The 20,001-nt window shown below is 69.5% G+C and carries 14 protein-coding genes and 1 pseudogene; 9 read left to right on the top strand and 6 right to left on the bottom strand.

Annotated elements, in window-relative coordinates; all coding sequences use genetic code 11:
- Positions 1-18 precede the first annotated feature (18 nt).
- Positions 19-1,665 (bottom strand): phytoene desaturase family protein, encoded by a 1,647-nt coding sequence (locus ACN27F_RS08480; RefSeq protein ID WP_421432172.1) that lies wholly within the window; start codon positions 1,663-1,665, stop codon positions 19-21.
- Between ACN27F_RS08480 and ACN27F_RS08475 the strand changes: the two are divergent.
- Positions 1,617-3,788, top strand: a pseudogene (locus ACN27F_RS08475) (MMPL family transporter); the annotation flags it as partial. The gene ACN27F_RS08480 and the pseudogene ACN27F_RS08475 sit on opposite strands and share 49 nt — an antisense overlap.
- Positions 3,789-3,810: 22 nt before the next feature.
- On the opposite strand, the gene ACN27F_RS08470 reads toward ACN27F_RS08475, so the two are convergent.
- A complete protein-coding gene (locus ACN27F_RS08470) occupies positions 3,811-4,746 on the bottom strand; it encodes a YhjD/YihY/BrkB family envelope integrity protein (protein WP_421432170.1) in 936 nt (311 codons plus the stop codon).
- 162 nt (positions 4,747-4,908) lie between these two features.
- Between ACN27F_RS08470 and dxr the strand changes: the two genes are divergently transcribed.
- From dxr to ACN27F_RS08445, 5 genes are all read left to right on the top strand, one after another.
- A complete protein-coding gene (gene dxr, locus ACN27F_RS08465; RefSeq protein ID WP_421440052.1) occupies positions 4,909-6,102 on the top strand; it encodes a 1-deoxy-D-xylulose-5-phosphate reductoisomerase in 1,194 nt (397 codons plus the stop codon).
- Positions 6,102-7,349 carry a M50 family metallopeptidase gene (locus ACN27F_RS08460; protein ID WP_421432168.1) on the top strand — a complete coding sequence of 416 codons (1,248 nt, stop codon included), beginning with the start codon at positions 6,102-6,104 and terminating at the stop codon, positions 7,347-7,349. Before dxr ends, ACN27F_RS08460 begins: the two co-directional genes overlap by 1 nt.
- Before the next feature lie 7 nt (positions 7,350-7,356).
- Positions 7,357-8,529 (top strand): flavodoxin-dependent (E)-4-hydroxy-3-methylbut-2-enyl-diphosphate synthase, encoded by a 1,173-nt coding sequence (ispG, locus tag ACN27F_RS08455; RefSeq protein WP_421440050.1) that lies wholly within the window; start codon positions 7,357-7,359, stop codon positions 8,527-8,529.
- A 290-nt stretch (positions 8,530-8,819) separates the two neighbouring features.
- On the top strand, positions 8,820-10,961 hold the full coding sequence (locus tag ACN27F_RS08450; protein WP_421432166.1) for a cellulase family glycosylhydrolase: 2,142 nt from the start codon (positions 8,820-8,822) through the stop codon (positions 10,959-10,961).
- A 134-nt stretch (positions 10,962-11,095) separates the two neighbouring features.
- A complete protein-coding gene (locus ACN27F_RS08445; protein ID WP_421440048.1) occupies positions 11,096-11,623 on the top strand; it encodes a DinB family protein in 528 nt (175 codons plus the stop codon).
- A 230-nt stretch (positions 11,624-11,853) separates the two neighbouring features.
- Here the strand turns inward: ACN27F_RS08445 and ACN27F_RS08440 are convergent, their stop codons facing one another.
- The 3 genes from ACN27F_RS08440 to ACN27F_RS08430 all read right to left on the bottom strand — a co-directional run bounded on the left by ACN27F_RS08440 (position 11,854) and on the right by ACN27F_RS08430 (position 16,528).
- Positions 11,854-14,298 (bottom strand): low temperature requirement protein A, encoded by a 2,445-nt coding sequence (locus ACN27F_RS08440; RefSeq protein ID WP_421432165.1) that lies wholly within the window; start codon positions 14,296-14,298, stop codon positions 11,854-11,856.
- 200 nt (positions 14,299-14,498) lie between these two features.
- A complete protein-coding gene (locus tag ACN27F_RS08435) occupies positions 14,499-16,184 on the bottom strand; it encodes a sodium:solute symporter family protein (RefSeq protein WP_421432163.1) in 1,686 nt (561 codons plus the stop codon).
- Entirely contained in the window at positions 16,181-16,528 is a 348-nt protein-coding gene (locus ACN27F_RS08430; protein ID WP_421432162.1) for a DUF4212 domain-containing protein, read from the bottom strand. The genes ACN27F_RS08435 and ACN27F_RS08430 overlap by 4 nt, the downstream gene beginning before the upstream one ends.
- Positions 16,529-16,921: 393 nt before the next feature.
- Between ACN27F_RS08430 and ACN27F_RS08425 the strand changes: the two genes are divergently transcribed.
- A complete protein-coding gene (locus ACN27F_RS08425) occupies positions 16,922-17,335 on the top strand; it encodes a hypothetical protein (RefSeq protein WP_421432161.1) in 414 nt (137 codons plus the stop codon).
- Between the two features lie 31 nt (positions 17,336-17,366).
- On the opposite strand, the gene ACN27F_RS08420 is transcribed toward ACN27F_RS08425, so the two are convergent.
- Complete coding sequence (locus ACN27F_RS08420) at positions 17,367-17,717, bottom strand: MmcQ/YjbR family DNA-binding protein (RefSeq protein ID WP_421432159.1); 351 nt, start codon at positions 17,715-17,717, stop codon at positions 17,367-17,369.
- Between the two features lie 132 nt (positions 17,718-17,849).
- Between ACN27F_RS08420 and ACN27F_RS08415 the strand changes: the two genes are divergently transcribed.
- Positions 17,850-18,293 carry a hypothetical protein gene (locus tag ACN27F_RS08415; RefSeq protein ID WP_421432158.1) on the top strand — a complete coding sequence of 148 codons (444 nt, stop codon included), beginning with the start codon at positions 17,850-17,852 and terminating at the stop codon, positions 18,291-18,293.
- A 201-nt stretch (positions 18,294-18,494) separates the two neighbouring features.
- Positions 18,495-20,000 carry an SDR family NAD(P)-dependent oxidoreductase gene (locus ACN27F_RS08410; RefSeq protein ID WP_421432157.1) on the top strand — a complete coding sequence of 502 codons (1,506 nt, stop codon included), beginning with the start codon at positions 18,495-18,497 and terminating at the stop codon, positions 19,998-20,000.
- Position 20,001: the final 1 nt, after the last annotated feature.

Genomic DNA, 20,001 nt, shown 5'->3' with positions numbered 1-20,001 from the left:
GCAACGTCAGATCGTGGGTCAGCGCCCCAGGTCGCGGAGGATCCGCCGGGCGGCGTTGTGTCCGGCGGCGCCGATAACGCTGCCCGCCGGGTGGCAGCCGGCGCTGCCGGCGTACAGGCCGGGCAGCCCGGTGGCGTACGGCATCCGGTCGGTGAACGACACCGTGTTGTCCACGTGGTGGATGTGCCCGCCGGTGATGCCGAAGTGCGCCTCGATCCCGGGCGGGGCCAGCGGGACCGCGTCGGCGACCAGCGCGCTGGTGCCGGGTGCGTACCGGTCGCAGACGGCCAGCAGCCGGTCGACGTAGCCGGGCAGTTCGGCCGCCCACGACGACCCGGCCGGGACGTACGGCACGGACTGGACGAACAGGGCCGACGAGTGGTGCCCGGCCGTGTCGCGCAGCGACTCGTCGACGGTGGTGTGCAGGTACCACTCGATGGTCGGCTCGGCCGGCAGCCGTCCGGCCCGCACGTCGGCCCACATCGCCCGCAGCGCCGCCATCGGCGACTCGCCGTCACCACCACCCAGCAGCGACGCCGAACCGGGCAGCAGGTGGATGGTGGCACCGAACGGGCTCGGCGCCCCGTCGGGCAGGCAACTGAACCGGGGCAGCCCGCGTAGCGCCAGGTTGACCTTCAACGTGCTGCCCGGACGCCGGGTGGCGCCGATCCGGTCGGTCAGTTCGGCCGGCAGCGCGCCGTCGGGGACCAGCTCCAGCAGCCGGTACGGATCGCAGGCGCCCAGCACCACCTCGGCGGCCACCTGCCGGGCGGTGCCGTCCGGTCCGCCGACCACCACACCGGCGGCGCCGGCCGGCGGACCGCCGGTCACGGTGATCCCGGTCACCGGAGCGCCGGTGACGATCCGCGCGCCGGCGGCGCGAGCGGCGTCGGCGAAGGTCCGTGACACCGTGCCCATCCCGCCGGCGGCGATCATCCAGGTGCCGTCCGCGCCGGGCAGTCGGCACATGTTGTGCACCAGGAAGTTGTGTCCGGTGCCGGGATCGTCCGGCCCGGCGGTCAGCCCGCTCAGCCCGTCGGTCACCGCGTACATGGCGACCAGCAGCTCAGCGGCGAACCCGAACCGGGCCAGGTAGTCGGCGACCGAGCCACGGACCAGGTCGACGAAGACCTGCCGCAGTGCCGGGCGCACGTAGCGTTCGGCGGTCTGCTCCACCGGTAGCGGTTCGGCCAGCCAGGCGGGGGCGAGGTCCGCGCGCAGCGCCGCCAGCTCGGCCTGCATGGCGTCGTCGGCGGCCACGTCGGCGGGGGAGAAGGTGTCCGCCATCTGCGCCCGGGTGGCCGCCCGGTCGGCACCGAAGCGCAGGTACGGCGAGCCGGGCCCGCCCGGGGTGGGCAGGAAGTAGTGCGGGTCGCGGCGCAGCACCGGGATGTCCACGCCGAGTGTGGCCAGCAGCTCCGGCGGCATCAGCCCGAGCAGGTACGACCCGGTGGAGTGGCGCAGCCCCGGCGCCTTGGGAAAGGGCTGTTCGGTGCGGGTGGCCCCGCCGATCACCTCGGCGGCCTCCAGCACCAGCACGTCCAGCCCGGCCCGGGCCAGCAGGATCGCGGCGACCAGGCCGTTGTGTCCGGCGCCGACGACGACCACGTCGGCCCGTGCGGGCAGCGGCCCGCCGTCGGCCACCGGCCGGTGTGACGTACCCATACCCGGAGCCTATCCGCCGCCCTTGGCTCAGGTCGGCCTGCGATAGTCGAGTCGTGTTCGCGTGGTGGGGACGGGCCGTCATCCGGTCGCGGTGGGTGGTGCTGGCCGCGGCCGCGGTGCTGGTGGTCGCGGGGGTGACCTGGGGGACCGGCCTGTTCGGGGCGGTCTCCGGTGGCGGTTTCGCCGACCCGGACGCCGAGTCGGCGCAGGCCCGGGAACGGATCAACGCCGAGCTGGGCGACCAGGACGTGGACGTGCTGGTGCTCTACCGCAGTACGACCGCATCGGTGGACGATCCCGCGTTCGCGCAGCCGGTGACCACCACGCTCGGCCAGGTCGCCGGGCAACCCGAGGTGACCAGCGTCGTCAGTTGGTACACCACCGGGTCTCCGGCGCTGGTCTCCACCGACCGGCGGGCCACGTACGCGCTGGTCCAGCTCGTCGGCGCCGACGAGGACGCCAAGATCGCCGCGTACGAGCGGATCCGGCCGTTGCTGGCCGCGCCGGGGCTGATCACGCAGGCCGGCGGTGGGGTACCGTTCCTGGACCACGCCAACGAGCAGATCATCCGGGACGTCACGAGGGCCGAGCTGATCGCCATGCCGATCCTGCTGGTGCTGCTGGTGTTCATCTTCGGCGGGCTGGTGGCCGCGTCGATGCCGTTGCTGGTCGGCGTGCTGGCCATCCTGGGCGCGTTCGTCGCTGTCCGGGCACTGACCTTGGTCACCGAGGTGTCGGTCTTCGCGATCAACGTCATCACCCTGATCGGGCTGGGCATGGCGATCGATTACGCGCTGTTCGTGGTCAGTCGGTTCCGGGAGGAGCTGGCTGCCGGCTATCCCACGGCGGAGGCGATGGTACGTACGGTCGCCACCGCAGGGCGGACCGTCGCCGTCTCCGGATTGATCATCGGCACCTCGCTGGCCAGCCTGCTGATCTTCCCGCAGCCGTTTCTCAACGGGATCGGCTTCGGTGGGATGGCCGCCGTGCTGGTCGCCATGCTGGCCGCGGTGACCGTCCTGCCGGCCCTGCTGGCGGTGCTCGGCCCGCGGATCAACGCGCTCGCCGTACCGTTGCCGTGGCGCCGGCGCCCGACGGCGGCCGAGCCCGACGACCGGTCGAGGGACGACCGGTCGAGGACGGCCGAGCCGGGCGGTCCGACCCGGGGTGGTGCCTGGGCACGGATCGCGCGCAGCGTGATGCGCCGCCCGGTGCGCTACGCCACCGTGGTCGTGATCGGGTTGCTGCTGCTGGCCACCCCGTTCCTGCGGGCCGAGTTCGGCGGTTTCGACGAGCGGGTGCTGCCGGCCGGCACCGAGTCGCGGCAGGTCGCCGAGGCGATCGCCGACGACTTCCCCGACGGATCGAGCGTCGGCCCGATCGAGGTGCTGGTCTCCGGGACCGGCCCGGCGCTGGCGCAGTCCTTCGCCGACCAGCTCGCCGCGCTGCCGGGCGCGACCGGGGCCCAGCTCGTCGCGGCCCGCGACGACTCGGCGCTGATCCGGGTCAGCTACCCCGGCGAGCCGACCGGCGACGACGCCCAGGCGCTCGTCCATGCCATTCGCGAGTTGCCCCCGCCGGGCGGGGCCGAGGTGCTCGTCGGCGGGCGCACCGCCGCCGACATCGACATGCTCGACAGCCTCGGTAGTTACCTGCCGTGGATGGCGGTGCTGATGGCGACGGCCACCATGGTGCTGCTGTTCCTGGCGTTCGGCTCGGTGGTGCTGCCGGTCAAGGCGGTGCTGATGAACCTGGTGTCGATCGGCGCCTCGTTCGGCGTGGTCGTCTGGGTGTTCCAGGATGGGCACTTCGCCGACTGGCTCGGCTTCACCCCGACCGGATTCATCGATCCGACCAATCCGATCCTGATGCTGGCGGTGCTGTTCGGGCTGGCCACCGACTACGAGGTCTTCCTGCTGTCGCGGGTTCGCGAGGAATGGGACCGGACCGGCGACAACACCGCGTCGGTCGCCGCCGGGCTGCAGCACACCGGACGGATCATCACCGCCGCCGCCTTGCTGCTGATCGTGGTGGTGGCCGGGTTCGCCGCCGGAGGCATCTCGCTCATCAAGTTGATCGGGGTCGGGATGATCGTGGCGATCGTGGTCGACGCGACGCTGGTGCGGGTGCTGCTGGTGCCGGCGACTATGCGACTGCTGGGCCGCTGGAACTGGTGGGCGCCGGGTCCGCTGGGTCGGCTGTATCGACGGTTCGGCCTGCACGAGTCGCCGGAGCTGCGGCAACTCGCGGGGGCCGGCGCCCGACCCGGCGGCGACGCCACCGGCTGACCGCCAGGGTGGTGGAGTAGCCGGCCAGCACGATCACGTGCAGCAGATAGAGCCAGAGCAGCACCGCGACCGCCACGCCGACCTCGTCGAGCCCGCCGAACGGCACGCCGAGGTCCAACGGCAGCGAGCAGAACAGGATGAACCCGTGCAGGAAACCGGACAGGTTGGCCGCGGTGAACGAGCCGACCGCCACGGTGGCCAGCCAGTCGGGCTTGCCCGGACCGACCACCCGGAACACCCAGACCAGCACCGGGGTCAGACCCAGCCAGACGACCAGGAACGACACGAGCACCCCGAGCGCGCCCGCCCAGCCGCCCCGGGCGAACAGCCCGGCGGCGGACGGCAGGGCGAGCAACACCAGCATCATCAACGCCGGGGCGGCGCCGAGCACCGGTAGCAGCAGCACCCGGCCACGCCAGCCGACCAGCGACTCGGCCGGTTCCGGCGGTGGCGACACCGACACGAACGCCCGGCGCAGCCCTTCGCCGTACAGCGAGGCGGGCAGCAGTGCGGCCAGCGCCAGCAGCGGAGTGAGCTGCAGTCCGGCGTCGATCAGCGCGGCGGCGGTCCGGTCCGCGCCGAGCTGGTCCGGCAAGAGGGCCACCGCCGGGTCGGTGAGCCGGCGCACCCGGTCGGCACCGGCGAGCAGCCCGGTCAGCCAGATCGCCAGCAGTACCACCGGCACCACGGCGATCGCGCCGAAGAAGGTGATCGAGGCGGCGTGCAGCGACAGATCCTGCCCGCGCAGCGGCCGGAACGCGGCCCTGACCAGCCGGCGACCTCGCGAGACCATCGGTCTAGCCTTCCCGATGCCCGATCATGGGCCCAGCTTTCCCGATCCGGGCCGCCGGCACGCCGTTCGTGATGAAGGAGCCGTTCGAGTTCTCGATCGACCCGGCCGATCTGCCTGACGAGGCTGCGTCAGAATGAACCGGTGACTTCCTCCCCGCGAGAGATCGTCCTGCTCGGTTCGACCGGTTCGATCGGCACCCAGGCGGTCGACATCGTCGCCCGTAATCCGGACCGGTTCCGGGTGGTCGGTGTCGGTGCCGGCGGCGGCAACGTCGAACTGCTCGCCGCCCAAGCCCTGCAGTTGCGGGTCGAGGCGGTCGCGGTGGCCCGCGCGTCAGCGGCGCAGGACCTGCAGCTCGCCTTCTACGCGGAGGCTTCCCGCCGCGGCTACCCGACCGGCGGGTTCAAGATCCCGAAGATCCTGGCCGGGCCGTCGGCCATGACCGAGCTCGCGCAGTGGCCGTGTGACGTGGTGCTCAACGGCATCGACGGCTCCCGAGGGCTGGCCCCGACCCTGGCTGCGCTGGGCGCCGGGCGGACCCTGGCCCTGGCCAACAAGGAGTCCCTGGTCGCCGGTGGTCCGATCGTGCGGGCCGCGCGTAAGCGCCCGGACCAGATCGTGCCGGTCGATTCGGAGCATTCCGCCTTGGCGCAGTGCCTGCGGTCAGGTGCCGCCGACGAAGTACGGCGGCTGGTGGTGACCGCCAGCGGCGGCCCGTTCCGAGGCCGATTACGGGCCGAGTTGACCGGGGTGACTCCGGAGCAGGCGCTGGCCCATCCGACCTGGGACATGGGCCCGGTGGTCACGATCAACTCGGCTACGCTGGTCAACAAGGGTCTGGAGGTCATCGAGGCGCACGAACTGTTCGGCGTCCCTTATCCACGTATCGAGGTGATGGTCCACCCGCAGTCGGTGGTCCATTCGATGGTGGAGTTCGTGGACGGGTCGACGATAGCCCAGGCCAGCCCGCCGGACATGCGGCTGCCGATCGCGCTCGCGCTCGGCTGGCCCGCCCGGGTCCCGGACGCCACGCCGGCGGTGGACTGGACCCGGGCGCACACCTGGGAGTTCGCGCCGCTGGACGCCACCGCGTTCCCCGCGGTGGCGCTGGCCAAGCAGGTCGGCACCGAGGGGCGCTGCCGCCCGGCGGTGTACAACGCGGCGAACGAGGAGTGTGTGGCCGCGTTCGCCGCCGGCCGGCTACCGTTCCTCGGCATCGTCGACACGGTGGAACGGGTGCTGGCATCCGCACCGGATTTCGGTGAACCGGGTACGGTCGATGATGTGCTCGCTGCGGAGTCCTGGGCCCGGGCCCGAGCCCAGGAGCTCATCGGTGCGTCGGCGGAGGGAGCTTGATGGCGTACCTGCTCGGGGTGGTTCTGTTCGCCCTCGCGATCCTCATCTCGGTCAGCCTCCACGAAGCCGGTCACATGGTGACCGCGAAGAAGTTCGGGATGAAGGTCACCCGCTACTTCGTCGGCTTCGGCCCCACCATCTGGTCGTTCCGGCGCGGTGAGACCGAGTACGGGTTGAAAGCCATTCCCCTTGGTGGCTTCTGCAAGATCGTCGGGATGACGCCGCAGGACGACGATGTCGCTCCCGCCGACGAGTCCCGGGTGATGTGGCGCTACCCGGTGTGGAAGCGCACGATCGTGATGTCCGCCGGTTCGATCACCCACTTCGGGCTGGCCATCGTCGCGCTCTGGCTGGCCGCGGTCTTCATGGGCCTGCCCAACCCGGAGTTCCCGTCGACCGAGGAGCAGGCCCGCCAGGAGCCGGCGATCGTCGGGGTGGCCGACTGCGTCGTCGTCGAGTACGTCTCCCGGGCATGCACGGCCGACGACCCGCAGAGTCCGGCGAAGCTCGCCGGGCTGCGCGACGGTGACCGCATCGTCGCGGTCAACGGCGCCCAGGTCGAGACCTGGGGCGACATGCTCGAGGTGATCCGTGCGGCGCGGCCCGGGGCCGCGACGGTCACCTACCAGCGTGACGGCGCGACCGATACGGTCACCGCCGATCTCGCCGCCGTGCGGCGCCCACAACTCGGCACCGACGACGGTCCGCTGAGCACGGTGGCGGCACTCGGCGTCGGGCTGCGGATCGAGAAGCCGACCATGGTCACCTACTCGCCGCTGGAGGCGTTCGGGGCCACCGGCGACTATCTGCGCCAGATGGCGGTCGGCACCGTAGAGGCGATGATGCGGATCCCGGAGAAGATCCCGGCGCTGTGGGCCTCGATCACCGGCGCCGAGCGGGACATCGACACCCCGATCAGCGTGGTCGGCGCCAGCCGGCTAGGCGGGGAGGCGGTCGCCAACGACGCCTGGGAGCTGTTCGTCCTGCTGTTCATCTCGCTGAACTTCTTCGTCGGGGTGTTCAACCTGCTGCCGTTGCTGCCGCTGGACGGCGGGCACATCGCCATCGCCTGGTTCGAGAAGGGCCGGTCCTGGCTGTACGCGGTGCTGGGCCGGCCCGATCCGGGTCGGGTCGACTACTTCAAGCTGATGCCCCTCACGTACGCGGTCCTGCTGATCGGTGGCGCTTTCACGCTGCTGACCATCACCGCGGACGTGGTCAATCCGATAACGCTGTTCACGAGGTGACGTCATGGTGACCGCTGTCAGTCTCGGTATGCCGGCGGTGCCTCCGCCGCCGTTGGCGCCGCGCCGGATCAGCCGGCAGATCATGGTGGGGCCGGTGCCGGTCGGTGGCGGCGCGCCCGTGTCCGTACAGTCGATGACCACCACGCTGACCTCGGACGTCAACGCCACCCTGCAGCAGATCGCTGAGCTGACCGCGTCCGGCTGCCAGATCGTCCGGGTGGCGGTGCCCTCGCAGGACGACGCGGACGCGCTGCCGGCGATCGCCCGCAAGTCGCAGATCCCGGTGATCGCCGACATCCACTTCCAGCCCAAGTACGTCTTCGCCGCGATCGACGCCGGCTGTGCCGCGGTGCGGGTCAACCCGGGCAACATCCGGCAGTTCGACGACAAGGTGGCCGAGATCGCCAGGGCGGCGTCGGCGGCGCAGGTGCCGATCCGGATCGGGGTCAACGCCGGTTCGCTGGACAAGCGGTTACTGGCCAAGCACGGCAAGGCGACCGCGGAGGCGCTGGTCGAGTCGGCGTTGTGGGAGTGTTCGCTGTTCGAGGAGCACGACTTCCGCGATATCAAAATTTCGGTGAAGCACAACGACCCGGTGGTGATGATCCGGGCGTACCGGCTGCTGGCCGAGCAGTGCGACTACCCGCTGCATCTCGGGGTGACCGAGGCCGGTCCGGCGTTCCAGGGCACGATCAAGTCGGCGGTGGCGTTCGGTGCGTTGCTGGCCGAGGGGATCGGCGACACGATCCGGGTGTCGCTGTCCGCGCCGCCGGTGGAGGAAATCAAGGTCGGCGCGGCGATCCTGGAGTCGCTCGGGCTGCGTGAACGCGGCCTGGAGATCGTCTCCTGCCCGTCCTGCGGCCGGGCCCAGGTCGACGTCTACACCCTCGCCGACCAGGTGACCGCCGCGCTGGACGGGTTCCCGGCGCCGCTGCGGGTGGCGGTGATGGGCTGTGTGGTGAACGGTCCCGGCGAGGCCCGGGAGGCCGATCTCGGGGTGGCGTCCGGCAACGGCAGGGGTCAGATCTTCGTCAAGGGCGAGGTGATCAAGACGGTGCCGGAGTCGCAGATCGTCGAGACGCTGGTGGAGGAGGCGCTGCGGATCGCCGACGAGATGGGCGCCGAGTTGCCGGAGGAACTGCGCGAGCTGGTCGGCGGTCCCACGGTCACCGTGCACTGACACGTCGCTGTGCACTGACACGTTTCGCTGGCGTAGCGCAGCCGGCCACCGCCATGAACCCGACCCGTCGTACTGATCCCGCCGTGGGTGATCCTCGGCGGGATCTCGCATTTCTGGAACGGTCTGCCCAGGCCAGCGCCTATCACTAGCTGCCTACATAGGCCTACGCCGATTGACAAAGTTTAGTCTCCCGACTTAGTCTGCGGCCACTTCGCTGGCGCTGGCCGCCCCCTGAGCGCCGGCGCCCGTCCCGCTGCCTGCGGCGCAGGCACCCCACGGCGAGGAGCGACATGATTCGACAGACAACGACGGCCCGTGGTCGGCGGTGGCGCGCCGGCCTGATCGCAGGCGGGGTAACCGCAGCGCTGGTCGGCGGCAGCTTCGCGGTCACCGCCAGTGCCCATGCGGCCGCCGGTTGCCGGGTGGTCTACTCGGCATCCGCCCAGTGGCCCGGTGGTTTCACCGCCAACGTGAACGTCACCAACCTCGGCGACCCGATCAGCGGCTGGCAGTTGACCTGGACGTTCCCTTCAGGACAACAGGTCACCCAGGCATGGAACGCGAACATCACCAGTTCCGGCAGCCAGGTCACCGCGACCAACGTCAGCTACAACGCCAACATCGGCACCAACCAGACCGTCTCGTTCGGTTTCAACGGGTCGTGGTCCGGTAGCAACACCGCCCCGACCACCTTCGCCCTCAACGGCGTCACCTGCACCGGCAACGTCGGCGGCACCACCCCACCGCCGACCGGCTCGCCGTCGCCGACCGTGCCGCCGACCACCGCACCGCCGTCGCCGACACCGACCAGCAGCCCCCGCCCGCCGGGCAACCCGCAGACCATCGTCAACGACATGCAGCCCGGCTGGAACCTGGGCAACAGCCTCGACTCGACCGGTGACAACGTCGGCGGCAGCGGCGAGACATCGTGGGGCAACCCGGTCATCACCCAGGCGTTGATCCGCAACGTCAAGGCGCAGGGCTTCAAGAGCATCCGGATCCCGGTGACCTGGACCCATCATCATGGCGGTGCGCCGAGCTACACCATCGACGCGGCCCGGCTCAACCGGGTCAAGGAGGTCGTCGACTGGGCCCTCGCCGAGGACCTCTACGTGATGATCAACCTGCACCACGACTCGTGGCAATGGATCAACACGATGCCGAGCAACCGGACCACGGTGCTGGCCCGCTACACGGCACTGTGGACCCAGATCGCCAACACGTTCCGTAACTCGTCGACCAAGCTGCACTTCGAAAGCGTCAACGAACCGCAGTTCACCGGCAGCTCCGGCGACGCGCAGAACGCACAGCTGCTCGACGAGCTCAACCGGACCTTCCACCAGATCGTCCGCAACTCCGGCGGCAACAACGCCACCCGGCTGCTCATCCTGCCGACCCTGCACACGTCGGCCGACCAGGCCCGGATCGACGAGTTGGCCAGCACCTTCACCGCGCTGAACGACCCCAACCTGGTCGCCACCGTGCACTACTACGGCTACTGGCCGTTCAGCGTCAACGTGGCCGGCGGGTACCGGTTCGACGCCACCGCCCAGCAGGACGTGATCGATTCGCTCACCCGGGTGCACAGCAGCTTCGTCTCCCGTGGCATCCCGGTCATCATCGGTGAGTACGGCCTGCTCGGTTTCGACCGGCACACCGGCACCATCCAGCAGGGCGAGAAGTTGAAGTTCTTCGAGTTCTTCGGCTACCACGCGCGGACCCGCAACATCACCACCCAGCTGTGGGACAACGGCCAGCACCTCGGCCGGACCAGCTTCCAGTGGAGCGACCCCGAGCTGATCGCGCAGCTCAAGTCCAGCTGGACCACCCGATCCGGCACCGCGGCCAGCGACATGATCTTCGTCCCGCGTACCGGCAGCATCACCGCGAAGACCCTGGCGCTGAACCTCAACGGACTGTCGTTCACCGGACTGAGCCAGGGCAGCACCAACCTGGTGCAGGGCACCGACTACACGATCAGCGGCAGCCAGTTGACGCTGACCACGTCCGCGGTCACCAGGCTGGTGGGCAACCGGGCGTACGGGGTGAACGCCACCCTGCAGGCCCGCTTCTCCGCGGGCGTGCCGTGGCGGATCAACATCATCTCGTACGACACCCCGGTGTTGCAGAACGCCACCGGCAGCACGTCGTCGTTCAACATCCCGACGACCTTCCGTGGCGACCAGTTGGCCACCATGGAAGCGAGGTACGCCGACGGCTCCAACGCCGGACCGCACAACTGGACCTCGTACAAGGAGTTCGACGTCACCTTCCGACCGAACTACGACGCCGGCACGATCACCCTGACCTCGGATTTCTTCGCCGAGGTCAACGACGGCCAGCAGGTGACGCTCACCTTCCACTTCTGGAGCGGAGCGACCGTCACCTACCGGGTGACCCGTAGCGGGTCGTCCGTCACCGGCACCGTCTGACCGGCATCGCCTGACCAGCACCGCGTCACCGGTGTCGTCGACCTGCTCGGCGGCACCGGTGACGCTCCGGGCCGTCGCGCCGCGGGAATCGCCTGGCGGTCGTACCCCCACCGGTCGATGATGGCAGCGTGAGCATGTTTGTGGAACCCGACGCCGATCCACGTACCGATCCGGCGCTGCGGGGCGACGAGCGGACCGTCCTCACCGGTTTCCTGGCCTGGCACCGGGAAACTCTGGAGCTGAAGTGTTCCGGACTCGACCCGGAGCAACTGGCCCGCAGGGCGGTGACGCCGTCGACGATGTCGCTGCTCGGTCTGATCCGACATCTCGCCGACGTGGAACGTGGCTGGTTCCGTCGGGTGATGGCCGGCCAGGACGCCCCGCCGATCTACTACAGCGAGTTGGACCCCGACGGCGAGTTCACCGGCGCGGTCGCCGATGCCGAGGTCGTCGCCCAGGCCTGGACGAGTTGGCGCGACGAGGTCCGCTACGCCGAGCGCTTCGTCGCCGAGACGGGCGATCTGAGTGTCACCGGCAACCACCGACGGCACGGACCGGTCTCGCTGCGCTGGGTGCTGACTCACCTGATCGAGGAGTACGCCCGGCACAACGGCCATGCGGACCTGCTGCGCGAGCGTATCGACGGCCGGGTCGGCGAATAGCACCTGGGCAACGGACGATCCTGGAATGAGTTGCCGCAGTGGCTGCGTGCCCGGGTGGAGGTGCCGGCCGGCGGCGCGATCCGGCACGCGGCAGGTGCTCCGGTGGCTTCTCGGCCGGGGCGTGCGCGCTTGACCGGCAGTGCTAACAGCCACGCGCGCTGTTTGGGAAGATCGACGTGGACCAGCTTCGGCCGTCCGAGCGTGACCCGGACGCGGCCGGGGAGGAGGGGTCAGGACGCCGGTCGGGGTTGGCGGGTGCGCGGGTCGCCGATGTGCAGCATCTCGACCGCGGCGAAGGCGACGCCGGTCGTGGTGAGCACCGCAAGCGCCAGGACCGGGGGAAACGGGGCGGTCAGGACGGCCAGGACGATGACCGCGACGGACCCGACGACCCGGTGCCGGCTCAGCGTGCGCCAGGTGCGCCACCAGAACATCTGGTTGGCGGCGAGGTAACAGGAGACGCCGAGGAAGAGCGCGTAGTGGCCGAGCGTGGTGGCGGAGCCCTCGGGTGGGGCCAGAATCTGCCGCAGCCCGTAGGCGATGAGGACGATGCCGGCCACCATCGGCAGGTGCAGGTACGTGTAGGCGTCCCGGGCGAGTTTGGCCCGTTCCACGCCGGTGCGGGCCTGCAACGCGAGGCGTGCCGAGTCGATGGTGGTGAAGTAGGCCCACCACATGGTGCCCAGGGCGACCGCGGTGGCGATGACGACGACCACCACGGTCCCCGATACCCGACGCCCGTTCACCGCGATTCCGATGGAGATGATCGCCTCGCCGAAGGCGATGAGCATGATCAGCGCATACCGGTCGATCCAGTGCCGGACCGACCGGAGCCGCCAGTCGCGTACCCCGGTCCGGTAGCTGCCCGCGAACTGGACGACGAGCGCGCCGATCCACAGGATCGTGGCAGCCGGACTGCGGGCCACGACCTCGGAGGTCGTCAGCTCGGCCACGGCAAAGCCGGCCAGCAGGAGCAGACTGACCGTCGACGGGACGGCGGTCTGGCGGGCGATGGAGCGTAGTGCCGGATCCGACCGGGCGGCCTGCCGGAGCAGGGCACCCTGGATGAGTTCGCTGACGAGGTAGCACGCGACGACGAGCAGCGATCCGGGCAGACTCGCCGGGCCCGGATCGAACGCCTGCGGGATCGCGATGCCGAGCACCAGGATCGCCGTGACGATACCGGCGGTGCCGAACCGCGCCAGCGAGGTCTCGGTCCGGATCGCGTTCGCCAGCCAGGCGTACGAGGTCCAGGCCCACCAGAGCAAGGCGAGCAGCGTCAGCCCTTGGATCACCCCCAGCAGCGTGGGCTGCCGCGTCATCAAGACCGTGACCTGGACGAACGCGAACACGAAGACCAGGTCGACGAAGAGTTCCGTCGGAGTGACGGTGCTGAACCGGAGCGCCTCGGGCTCGACCGTCCGGTGCAGGTGCTCGTGCCGGCGCCGGAACAGGGTACGGTCGACCACCACCATCCCGGCGACGCCCGCGGCGAGCAGCGCCAACGAGCCCAGCGGGAGAAGGTTCGCCGCCAGCGGCAGCAGCGCCAGCAGCAGGCCGACGCCGACCAGCGGGCTACGGCCCAACAACCGCGCCGTACGACGTTCGAACGCGACCAGAGCGAGCAGGTAGACCATGATCCCGCCGTAGAGGATCACGGCATCCGACGGTATCCACGGATGCGTGTCCTGCTTCGATACGACGGCGACGGCATGCTTGAGGCCGAGGGCGAAAATGATCAATCCGCCGATCATGAACAGGTGCAACCCGCTGTAGGCGTCGCGGCCCAGCCGGGTCTGGGCGATGCCCTGACGGCGCCACAGGGCGTGCTCGCCGACCGACTTGGCCAGGTCGAAGTAGGTCCACCAGAGGACCGACACGATGGCGACGCCCAGTATCGCGGCACCGAGCACCGGCCAGGTGACCGGTTCGTCCATGCCGAGACCCCGACTCGTTCCGATGGAGATGATCGTCTCGCCGAGCGCGATCAGGACGATCAGTCCGTGTCGCTCGGCCAGGTGCCATGGCGAAACGATCTGCCAACTGCCCCGACCGACAGCGGCGAGGATGACGAAGTCGGCACCCAGCGCCAGGGCGAACAGCACGATCCGCACCAACTCGGGATCGAGATCCGGGGGCAGACGCGGCGGCAGCAGGGCAGCCGTCAGCAGGAACGCGGCGGACGCGACAAAGGTCGACCAGGCGAGTGCCGCCGGCCGCCGCCCGGGCGGCCCTTCATGCCACCTGAAGCGGGTGAGAACCACGAGTATGCAGAGCCGGACCAGGAGGTAGCCACCCATCACCACGAGCGGACCGGGCAGGCTCCCGGGGCGGTCGACGAACGCCTCGGGCACCGCGACCCCGATCACCAGGACCACGGTGGCGATACCCGCCATCATCAGCGGCATGACGCCCCGGTCGAGGTGGATGAGGTTCCCCAACCAGGCGCAGGCCGTCCAGCTGTGCCACAGCAGCAGGAGCACGAGGATTCCGCGGACCACGCCCACCGGCGTCAGGTCCGCCGACATCAGGGCGGTCACCTTCAGGAAGGCGAACACGAAGAACAGGTCGACGAACAGTTCCATCCAGCTGACGTCGCCGCCGGCCCGCGGATCCCGGCCCACCAGGCGGAGGCCGCCGGCGGTCGGGTGCGGCTTCGGGCTGTCGTCGGGCACGTGTCAACTGTGGCAACCAGGGGACAGGCCAGGAGGGGTTTTGTCCTGATCATTCGGGCTGCCGAGGCGGCTGCTCGGTCGTTGGGCGGCAGCTGTTCACCAGCCGGCGGCCGGCACCGACGTCGTTGTCGGTGCCGGCCGCCGGTGCTGGTCGATGGTTCGACAGCCTCGCGACGTGCGCCGCAGATGATGGGTGCGGGTCAGGCCGCCTCGGAGGAACTGCTGGCCGCTACGGCCTGGCGAGTCGCCGGGTAGCGGATGTTCTCCACCATCTCGGAGATCTCCTCCGGCGGCGGCGCGGTCATCTTCGACACCACGATCGTGACGATGAAATTGACTATGGCGCCGATGGTGCCGATGGCCTCCGGGCTGATGTTGAAGACGTACTCGTTGGCGGAGGTGCCGAACACCTCCAGGGTGTAGATCATGTAACTCGCGGTGAAGACGAGACCGGCGATCATGCCGGACGCCGCACCGACCGCGTTACATCGTTTCCAGAAGATGCCGAGCACGATCACCGGGAAGAAGGTGGATGCGGCGAGACCGAACGCGAACGCCACCACCTGGGCCACGAACGCGGGCGGGTTGATGCCGGCGTACACCGAGATCAGCACCGCCAGGCCCATGGCGATCCGGCCGGCGAGCAGCCGCTGCTTGTCGGTCGCGTCGCGCTTGACCCGACGGAAGTACAGGTCGTGCGAGAACGACGAGGAGATGACCAGCAGCAGACCGGCTGCCGTCGACATCGCGGCGGCCATACCGCCGGCCGCCACCAGGCCGACGATCGGTGCGGGTAGGCCGGCGATCTCGGGACTGGCCAGGACCAGGATGTCGTTGTTGACGATCAGGTCTGCGCCGGACGCTGGATTGTTGCTGACCGTCTGGATGGTCTGCACGCCGTCGCCGACCGTGACCAGACCTGTCGCCGCCCAGTTCTCGATCCACCGTGGCAGGGCGTCGGCGGAAACACCGTTCACGTCCTGCAGCAGATTCAGCTTGGTGAACGCACCCACCGCCGGAGCGGTCGTGTAGAGCAGCGCGATGAAGAACAGCGCCCAGAACGCGGAGTAGCGGGCACCCCGGACCGTCTTGGTGGTGTAGAACCGGATGATCACGTGTGGCAGGCCGGCGGTGCCGATCATCAACGACATCGTCACGAGGAAGACGTCGATCTGTGGCCGGGCCGAGAACGCCTCGGTGAACTGGCTCAGCCCCATCTGCGTGCTGAGCACGTTGAGTTCGTCGAGAATCTGCCCGAACGTGATCTGCGGGATCGGCAGGCCGGTCATCTGTTGAGCGACCGCGAAGGCGGGAATCAGGTACGCGATGATGAGCACCGTGTACTGCGACACCTGGGTCCAGGTGATGCCCTTCATCCCGCCGAGCACCGCGTACGCGAAAATGATCAGCGCCGCCACGATGACGCCGCCGGTGATGTCCAGTCCGAGGAATCGACTGAAGACGATGCCTCCGCCGCGCATCTGTCCGACGACGTAGGTGAACGAAATGATGATGGCGGCGACGGCGGCGATGGTCCGTACGGTCTCCGAGTAGCGGTCGCCGACGAACTCGGGCACCGTAAACTTGCCCCATTTACGGAGGTAAGGGGCGATCAGCAGGGCCAGTAACACGTACCCGCCGGTCCAGCCCATCAGATAGATGGAACCATCCGATCCCAGGAAGGCGATCAGACCGGCCATCGAGATGAACGACGCCGCTGACATCCAGTCGGCGGCGACGGCGGCACCGTTCGCGACCGTCGGAATGCCTTGTCCGGCGACGTAGAAGCCGGTGGTCTCCTTGACCCGGCTGCGCCACGCGATGGACAGGTAGATGGCGAACGTCAGGACGATGAAGCCGAGCGTCCAGCCTTGGATCTGACTCACTGTCCGCCTCCTTCCCTTTCACGTTCGCGTACGCCGTACTGGTCGTCGAGGCGGTCCATCAACTTGGCGTACACCAGAATCAGGATCACGAACGTGTAGATCGACCCCTGCTGGGCGAACCAGAAGCCGAGCGGGAATCCGGCGATCTCGATGTTGTTCAGTGGCTCGACGAGCAGAATGCCGAAGCCGAACGAGACGACGAACCAGATGCTGAGCAGAATCACCATCAGTCGGAGGTTGCGGCGCCAGTACTCCCGGCGCCATCCGTTGTCCGGTGGCGCCGGTGACGTCGGTGGTGGTGGCTCGCCGCCACCGGCTTTCTTATCGGGGGCTACTTCGGTCAACGTGGGGCCTCCTAGTCGTTATGGGAACGGCAGATCCGGTGACGGACCGTGTCGTGCCGACCTGCGGGTCGGCACGACACGGCGGTGCCGCTGCCCGATCCGCGGTTCCCGCGCGGCAGTCCTGCCCGACGGGTTGTGCGGTCGGTCACACCCTTAATCTGGGAAGAGAACGTGACCAGGCCTGGTCACACAAGAGGTCATCCACGGTAGGGCCGGGTTGGGGCGCTGAACGGTCCGTTGGACTCCGTGAACGGTCGACAGCGCGGTACGACCGGGGACGGCTGTCTGTTTTGCGGCCCTTTGTGGTGGAGCGGTGGCCGTCCATCGGCTCAGGCCGACCACTCGTCGATTGCCGATAGGTCAGCGGGTCGTTACGGACCTAGCATCCGAGACATGGCTGACACCGCTCCCGCCGCCGCACCGGCCCGCCGTCGCGTCCTGCACGCCGGCAGTCTCGGGATGATCGTCGGTGGCCTGCTCGCGTTGGTCGGCTCGCTGCTGCCGTGGGTCATCACGCCGTTCGGGCCGCTGTCCGGCACCGCCGGCCCGGGACTGTGGACGCTCAGCGCCGGATTCATCGCGGTGGCCGGCGCGTTGCTTCCGTACCGGAAGGTGGCCGTCGCCCACTGTCTGGTGCCGGGACTCGCGGTCGCCGTCATCGTCGGCTGGCAACTCGCCCGCCTGGTGTACCTGAGCTCGGCCACCGGCGGGTGGGGGCAGTTGCTGCCCGGCATCGGCCTGGTCATGGTCGCGGGCGGCGCGGTCGTCCTGCTCCGGACCGGGATGCGGCTGGTCTCGCTGCGTTAGCTGCGGGCCGCCCGCCGACCCGGTCCGGCGCTCACTGGAGCGAGTCCGGTGCTCGCATCCGCCATGCGTCGGTGACCAACTCATCGAGCCGGTCGACGTCCACCCGCGCCAGCCGCAGCATGACCAGCGGCAGTTCGTCGTACGCGCGGGTGGTGAAGAACAGCTCGGGCTCGCCGAGCAGCAACGCCTGCTTCTCCGCCTCGTCGCCCACGTACAGCACGGCGATGTCGGTCCGGATGACCCGTGGCTTGCCTGCCCGGCGTTCGGGATACGACCAGACGAAACCCTTGTCCCCGACTCGGAAGTCGAAGCCGTCGCTGTCGTTCTCGACCACGTGCGGCAGGGCGAGCGCCAGCCGACGCACGTCGTCGGCGTCAGCCATCGGGACGGTCACCGGCCGCGAACTGTCGCATGGTCACAGGCTAGCGCCCCTGATCGGCCGTCTGGCGGATGAAGTCGGGGACGGCCGAACGTACGGTGTCGTCAGGAGACACCGCCCTGCGACACTTCGGCAGTGACGTATCAGGGCCCGCAGCAGCCGTGGCAGCAGAATCCCTATCCACCGGTTCCCGCGACCGGCTCGCCACAGCAGGGTTGGGGGGCACCGCCACCCGCAGCGATGGCGCTGCCGCCGACGCAGCCTGGGCCCTCGCCGATGGTGACCCACCAGGTCGTCGTGTCGTCGAAGTCGGTCGGTGCGGCCGTCGCGTTGGAACTCGTGCTGGGCCTGTTCGGCATTTTCGGGATCGGAAACATCTACGCCGGCAAGGTGGCGACCGGCGTCGTGCTGATGGTGTCGTTCTGGGTCCTGTTCTGGATCAACGTCCTGCTGACCTTCCTGATCATCGGCTGGGTCACCCTGCCGTTGACCTGGTTGGCGTACCTGGCCATCGGAGCGATTCTGGCTGCCCGGGCAGCTGAGCGACACAACGCGCAGATGCTCGCCGGCCGTCACTGACGGAGTCATTCGCGACGGCCGTGTCGACGCAGGGCCGCATCGTCTCAGCGTCATGTCGTCTCGGCGTCATGTCGTCTCGGCGTCATTCGGTGGTTGCCCACAGATGTCGCGTCCCACCCCGTGCGGTGCGTAGAGTTTTCAGGTCGCACCGGATGACGGGCGAACACAGGGACGAGGCGGTACGGACATGGCGGCACGGGCATGACAGGGGACGACGTACGGCCGGACGAAGGACCGGTCCCCGTCGGGATCGACCCGGCGCAGATGGCGACCTGCCTCAGCGTCTTCGCCGCCCTGGAGGCGTTGCCGCCCGACCATCCGGACGTGCTGCGGGTCCAGCGAGCCACCGCGAAGCTCTACAAGACGGTTAAGTTGCGGCGGCGGGCGCAGCGGCGGGACGCCGTCCTCGCCGCCGACCGCGCGGTCACCGCCGCTACCGCCACCGCGGCGCCGGGCCGCATCGACGACGAGACCAGGGGCATCCCGCTCGCCTCCACCGCCACCGGGGCGACCGCCGGGACCCTGCGCAAGCCGCGGGCCTGCTACATCTGCAAGGAGCGCTACCGTGAGGTGGACGCCTTCTACCACCAGCTGTGCCCGCCGTGCGCGAAGCTCAACCACGAGCGCCGGGATGCCCGGACCGACCTCGGCGGGCGGCGGGCGCTGCTCACCGGCGGGCGGGCCAAGATCGGTATGTACATCGCGTTGCGGCTGCTGCGTGACGGTGCCCACACGACGATCACCACCCGGTTTCCGCAGGACGCCGCGCGCCGGTTCGCCGGCATGCCTGACAGCGGGCAGTGGCTGCACCGGCTGCGAATCGTGGGGATCGATCTGCGCGACCCGGCCCAGGTGATCGCGCTGGCCGACTCGGTCGGCGGGCAAGGGCCGCTGGACATCCTGATCAACAACGCGGCGCAGACCGTACGTCGCACTCCAGGGGCGTACGCCCAGTTGGTGGCCGCCGAGTCGGCGCCGCTGCCGGACGGCCCGCTGCCGGAGATGGTGAGTTTCTCGTCCGTAGCCGTCGGGCGAAGCGCCCCGGTGACCGCCATCGCGGCCGCGGGAGCGGTGCAGCACCAGCCACAGCCGGCGGGGACGCCACCGCACACCCTCACCCCGCAGGCGCTGACCGCGCTTGCGCTGACCAGCGGTTCGGCCTCGCTGGATCGGATCGCCTCGGCAACCGCGATCGACGCCGGAGGTCTGGTGCCGGATCTGGAACCGGTCAACAGCTGGGTGCAACGGGTGCACGAGGTCGACCCGGTTGAGCTGCTCGAAGTCCAGTTGTGCAACACGATCGCACCGTTCATCCTGGTGAGCCGGCTGCGTCCGGCAATGGCCGCCGCGTCGGCCCGCCGTAAGTACGTGGTGAACGTGTCCGCGATGGAGGGACAGTTCAGCCGGGGCTACAAGGGAGCAGGGCACCCCCACACGAACATGGCGAAGGCCGCGCTCAACATGCTGACCCGCACCAGCGCCCGGGAAATGCTCACCGACGGCATCCTGATGACCAGCGTCGACACCGGATGGATCACCGACGAGCGGCCCCACCCGACCAAGATGCGGCTGGCGGACGAGGGTTTCCACGCACCGCTGGACCTGGTCGACGGCGCGGCCCGGGTGTACGACCCGATCGTCCGTGGTGAGCAGGGCGAGGACGTGTACGGGTGCTTTCTCAAGGACTATGCGCCCAGCGCGTGGTGAG

Origin of the sequence: Solwaraspora sp. WMMB335 (assembly GCF_049179075.1) — a bacterium.
Taxonomy (GTDB): domain Bacteria; phylum Actinomycetota; class Actinomycetes; order Mycobacteriales; family Micromonosporaceae; genus Micromonospora_E.
The sequence above is the reverse complement of the archived record's forward strand: the minus strand, read 5'-3'. Positions and strand labels throughout refer to the sequence as shown.

What these genes read in the sequence shown, in the direction of transcription:
- ACN27F_RS08480 (WP_421432172.1), bottom strand. Translation starts at nt 1,665, where the DNA reads ATGGGTACGTCACACCGGCCGGTGGCCGACGGCGGGCCGCTGCCCGCA.
- ACN27F_RS08470 (WP_421432170.1), bottom strand. Translation starts at nt 4,746, where the DNA reads ATGGTCTCGCGAGGTCGCCGGCTGGTCAGGGCCGCGTTCCGGCCGCTG.
- ACN27F_RS08460 (WP_421432168.1), top strand. Translation starts at nt 6,102, where the DNA reads ATGGCGTACCTGCTCGGGGTGGTTCTGTTCGCCCTCGCGATCCTCATC.
- ACN27F_RS08450 (WP_421432166.1), top strand. Translation starts at nt 8,820, where the DNA reads ATGATTCGACAGACAACGACGGCCCGTGGTCGGCGGTGGCGCGCCGGC.
- ACN27F_RS08445 (WP_421440048.1), top strand. Translation starts at nt 11,096, where the DNA reads ATGTTTGTGGAACCCGACGCCGATCCACGTACCGATCCGGCGCTGCGG.
- ACN27F_RS08425 (WP_421432161.1), top strand. Translation starts at nt 16,922, where the DNA reads ATGGCTGACACCGCTCCCGCCGCCGCACCGGCCCGCCGTCGCGTCCTG.
- ACN27F_RS08420 (WP_421432159.1), bottom strand. Translation starts at nt 17,717, where the DNA reads ATGGCTGACGCCGACGACGTGCGTCGGCTGGCGCTCGCCCTGCCGCAC.
- ACN27F_RS08410 (WP_421432157.1), top strand. Translation starts at nt 18,495, where the DNA reads ATGACAGGGGACGACGTACGGCCGGACGAAGGACCGGTCCCCGTCGGG.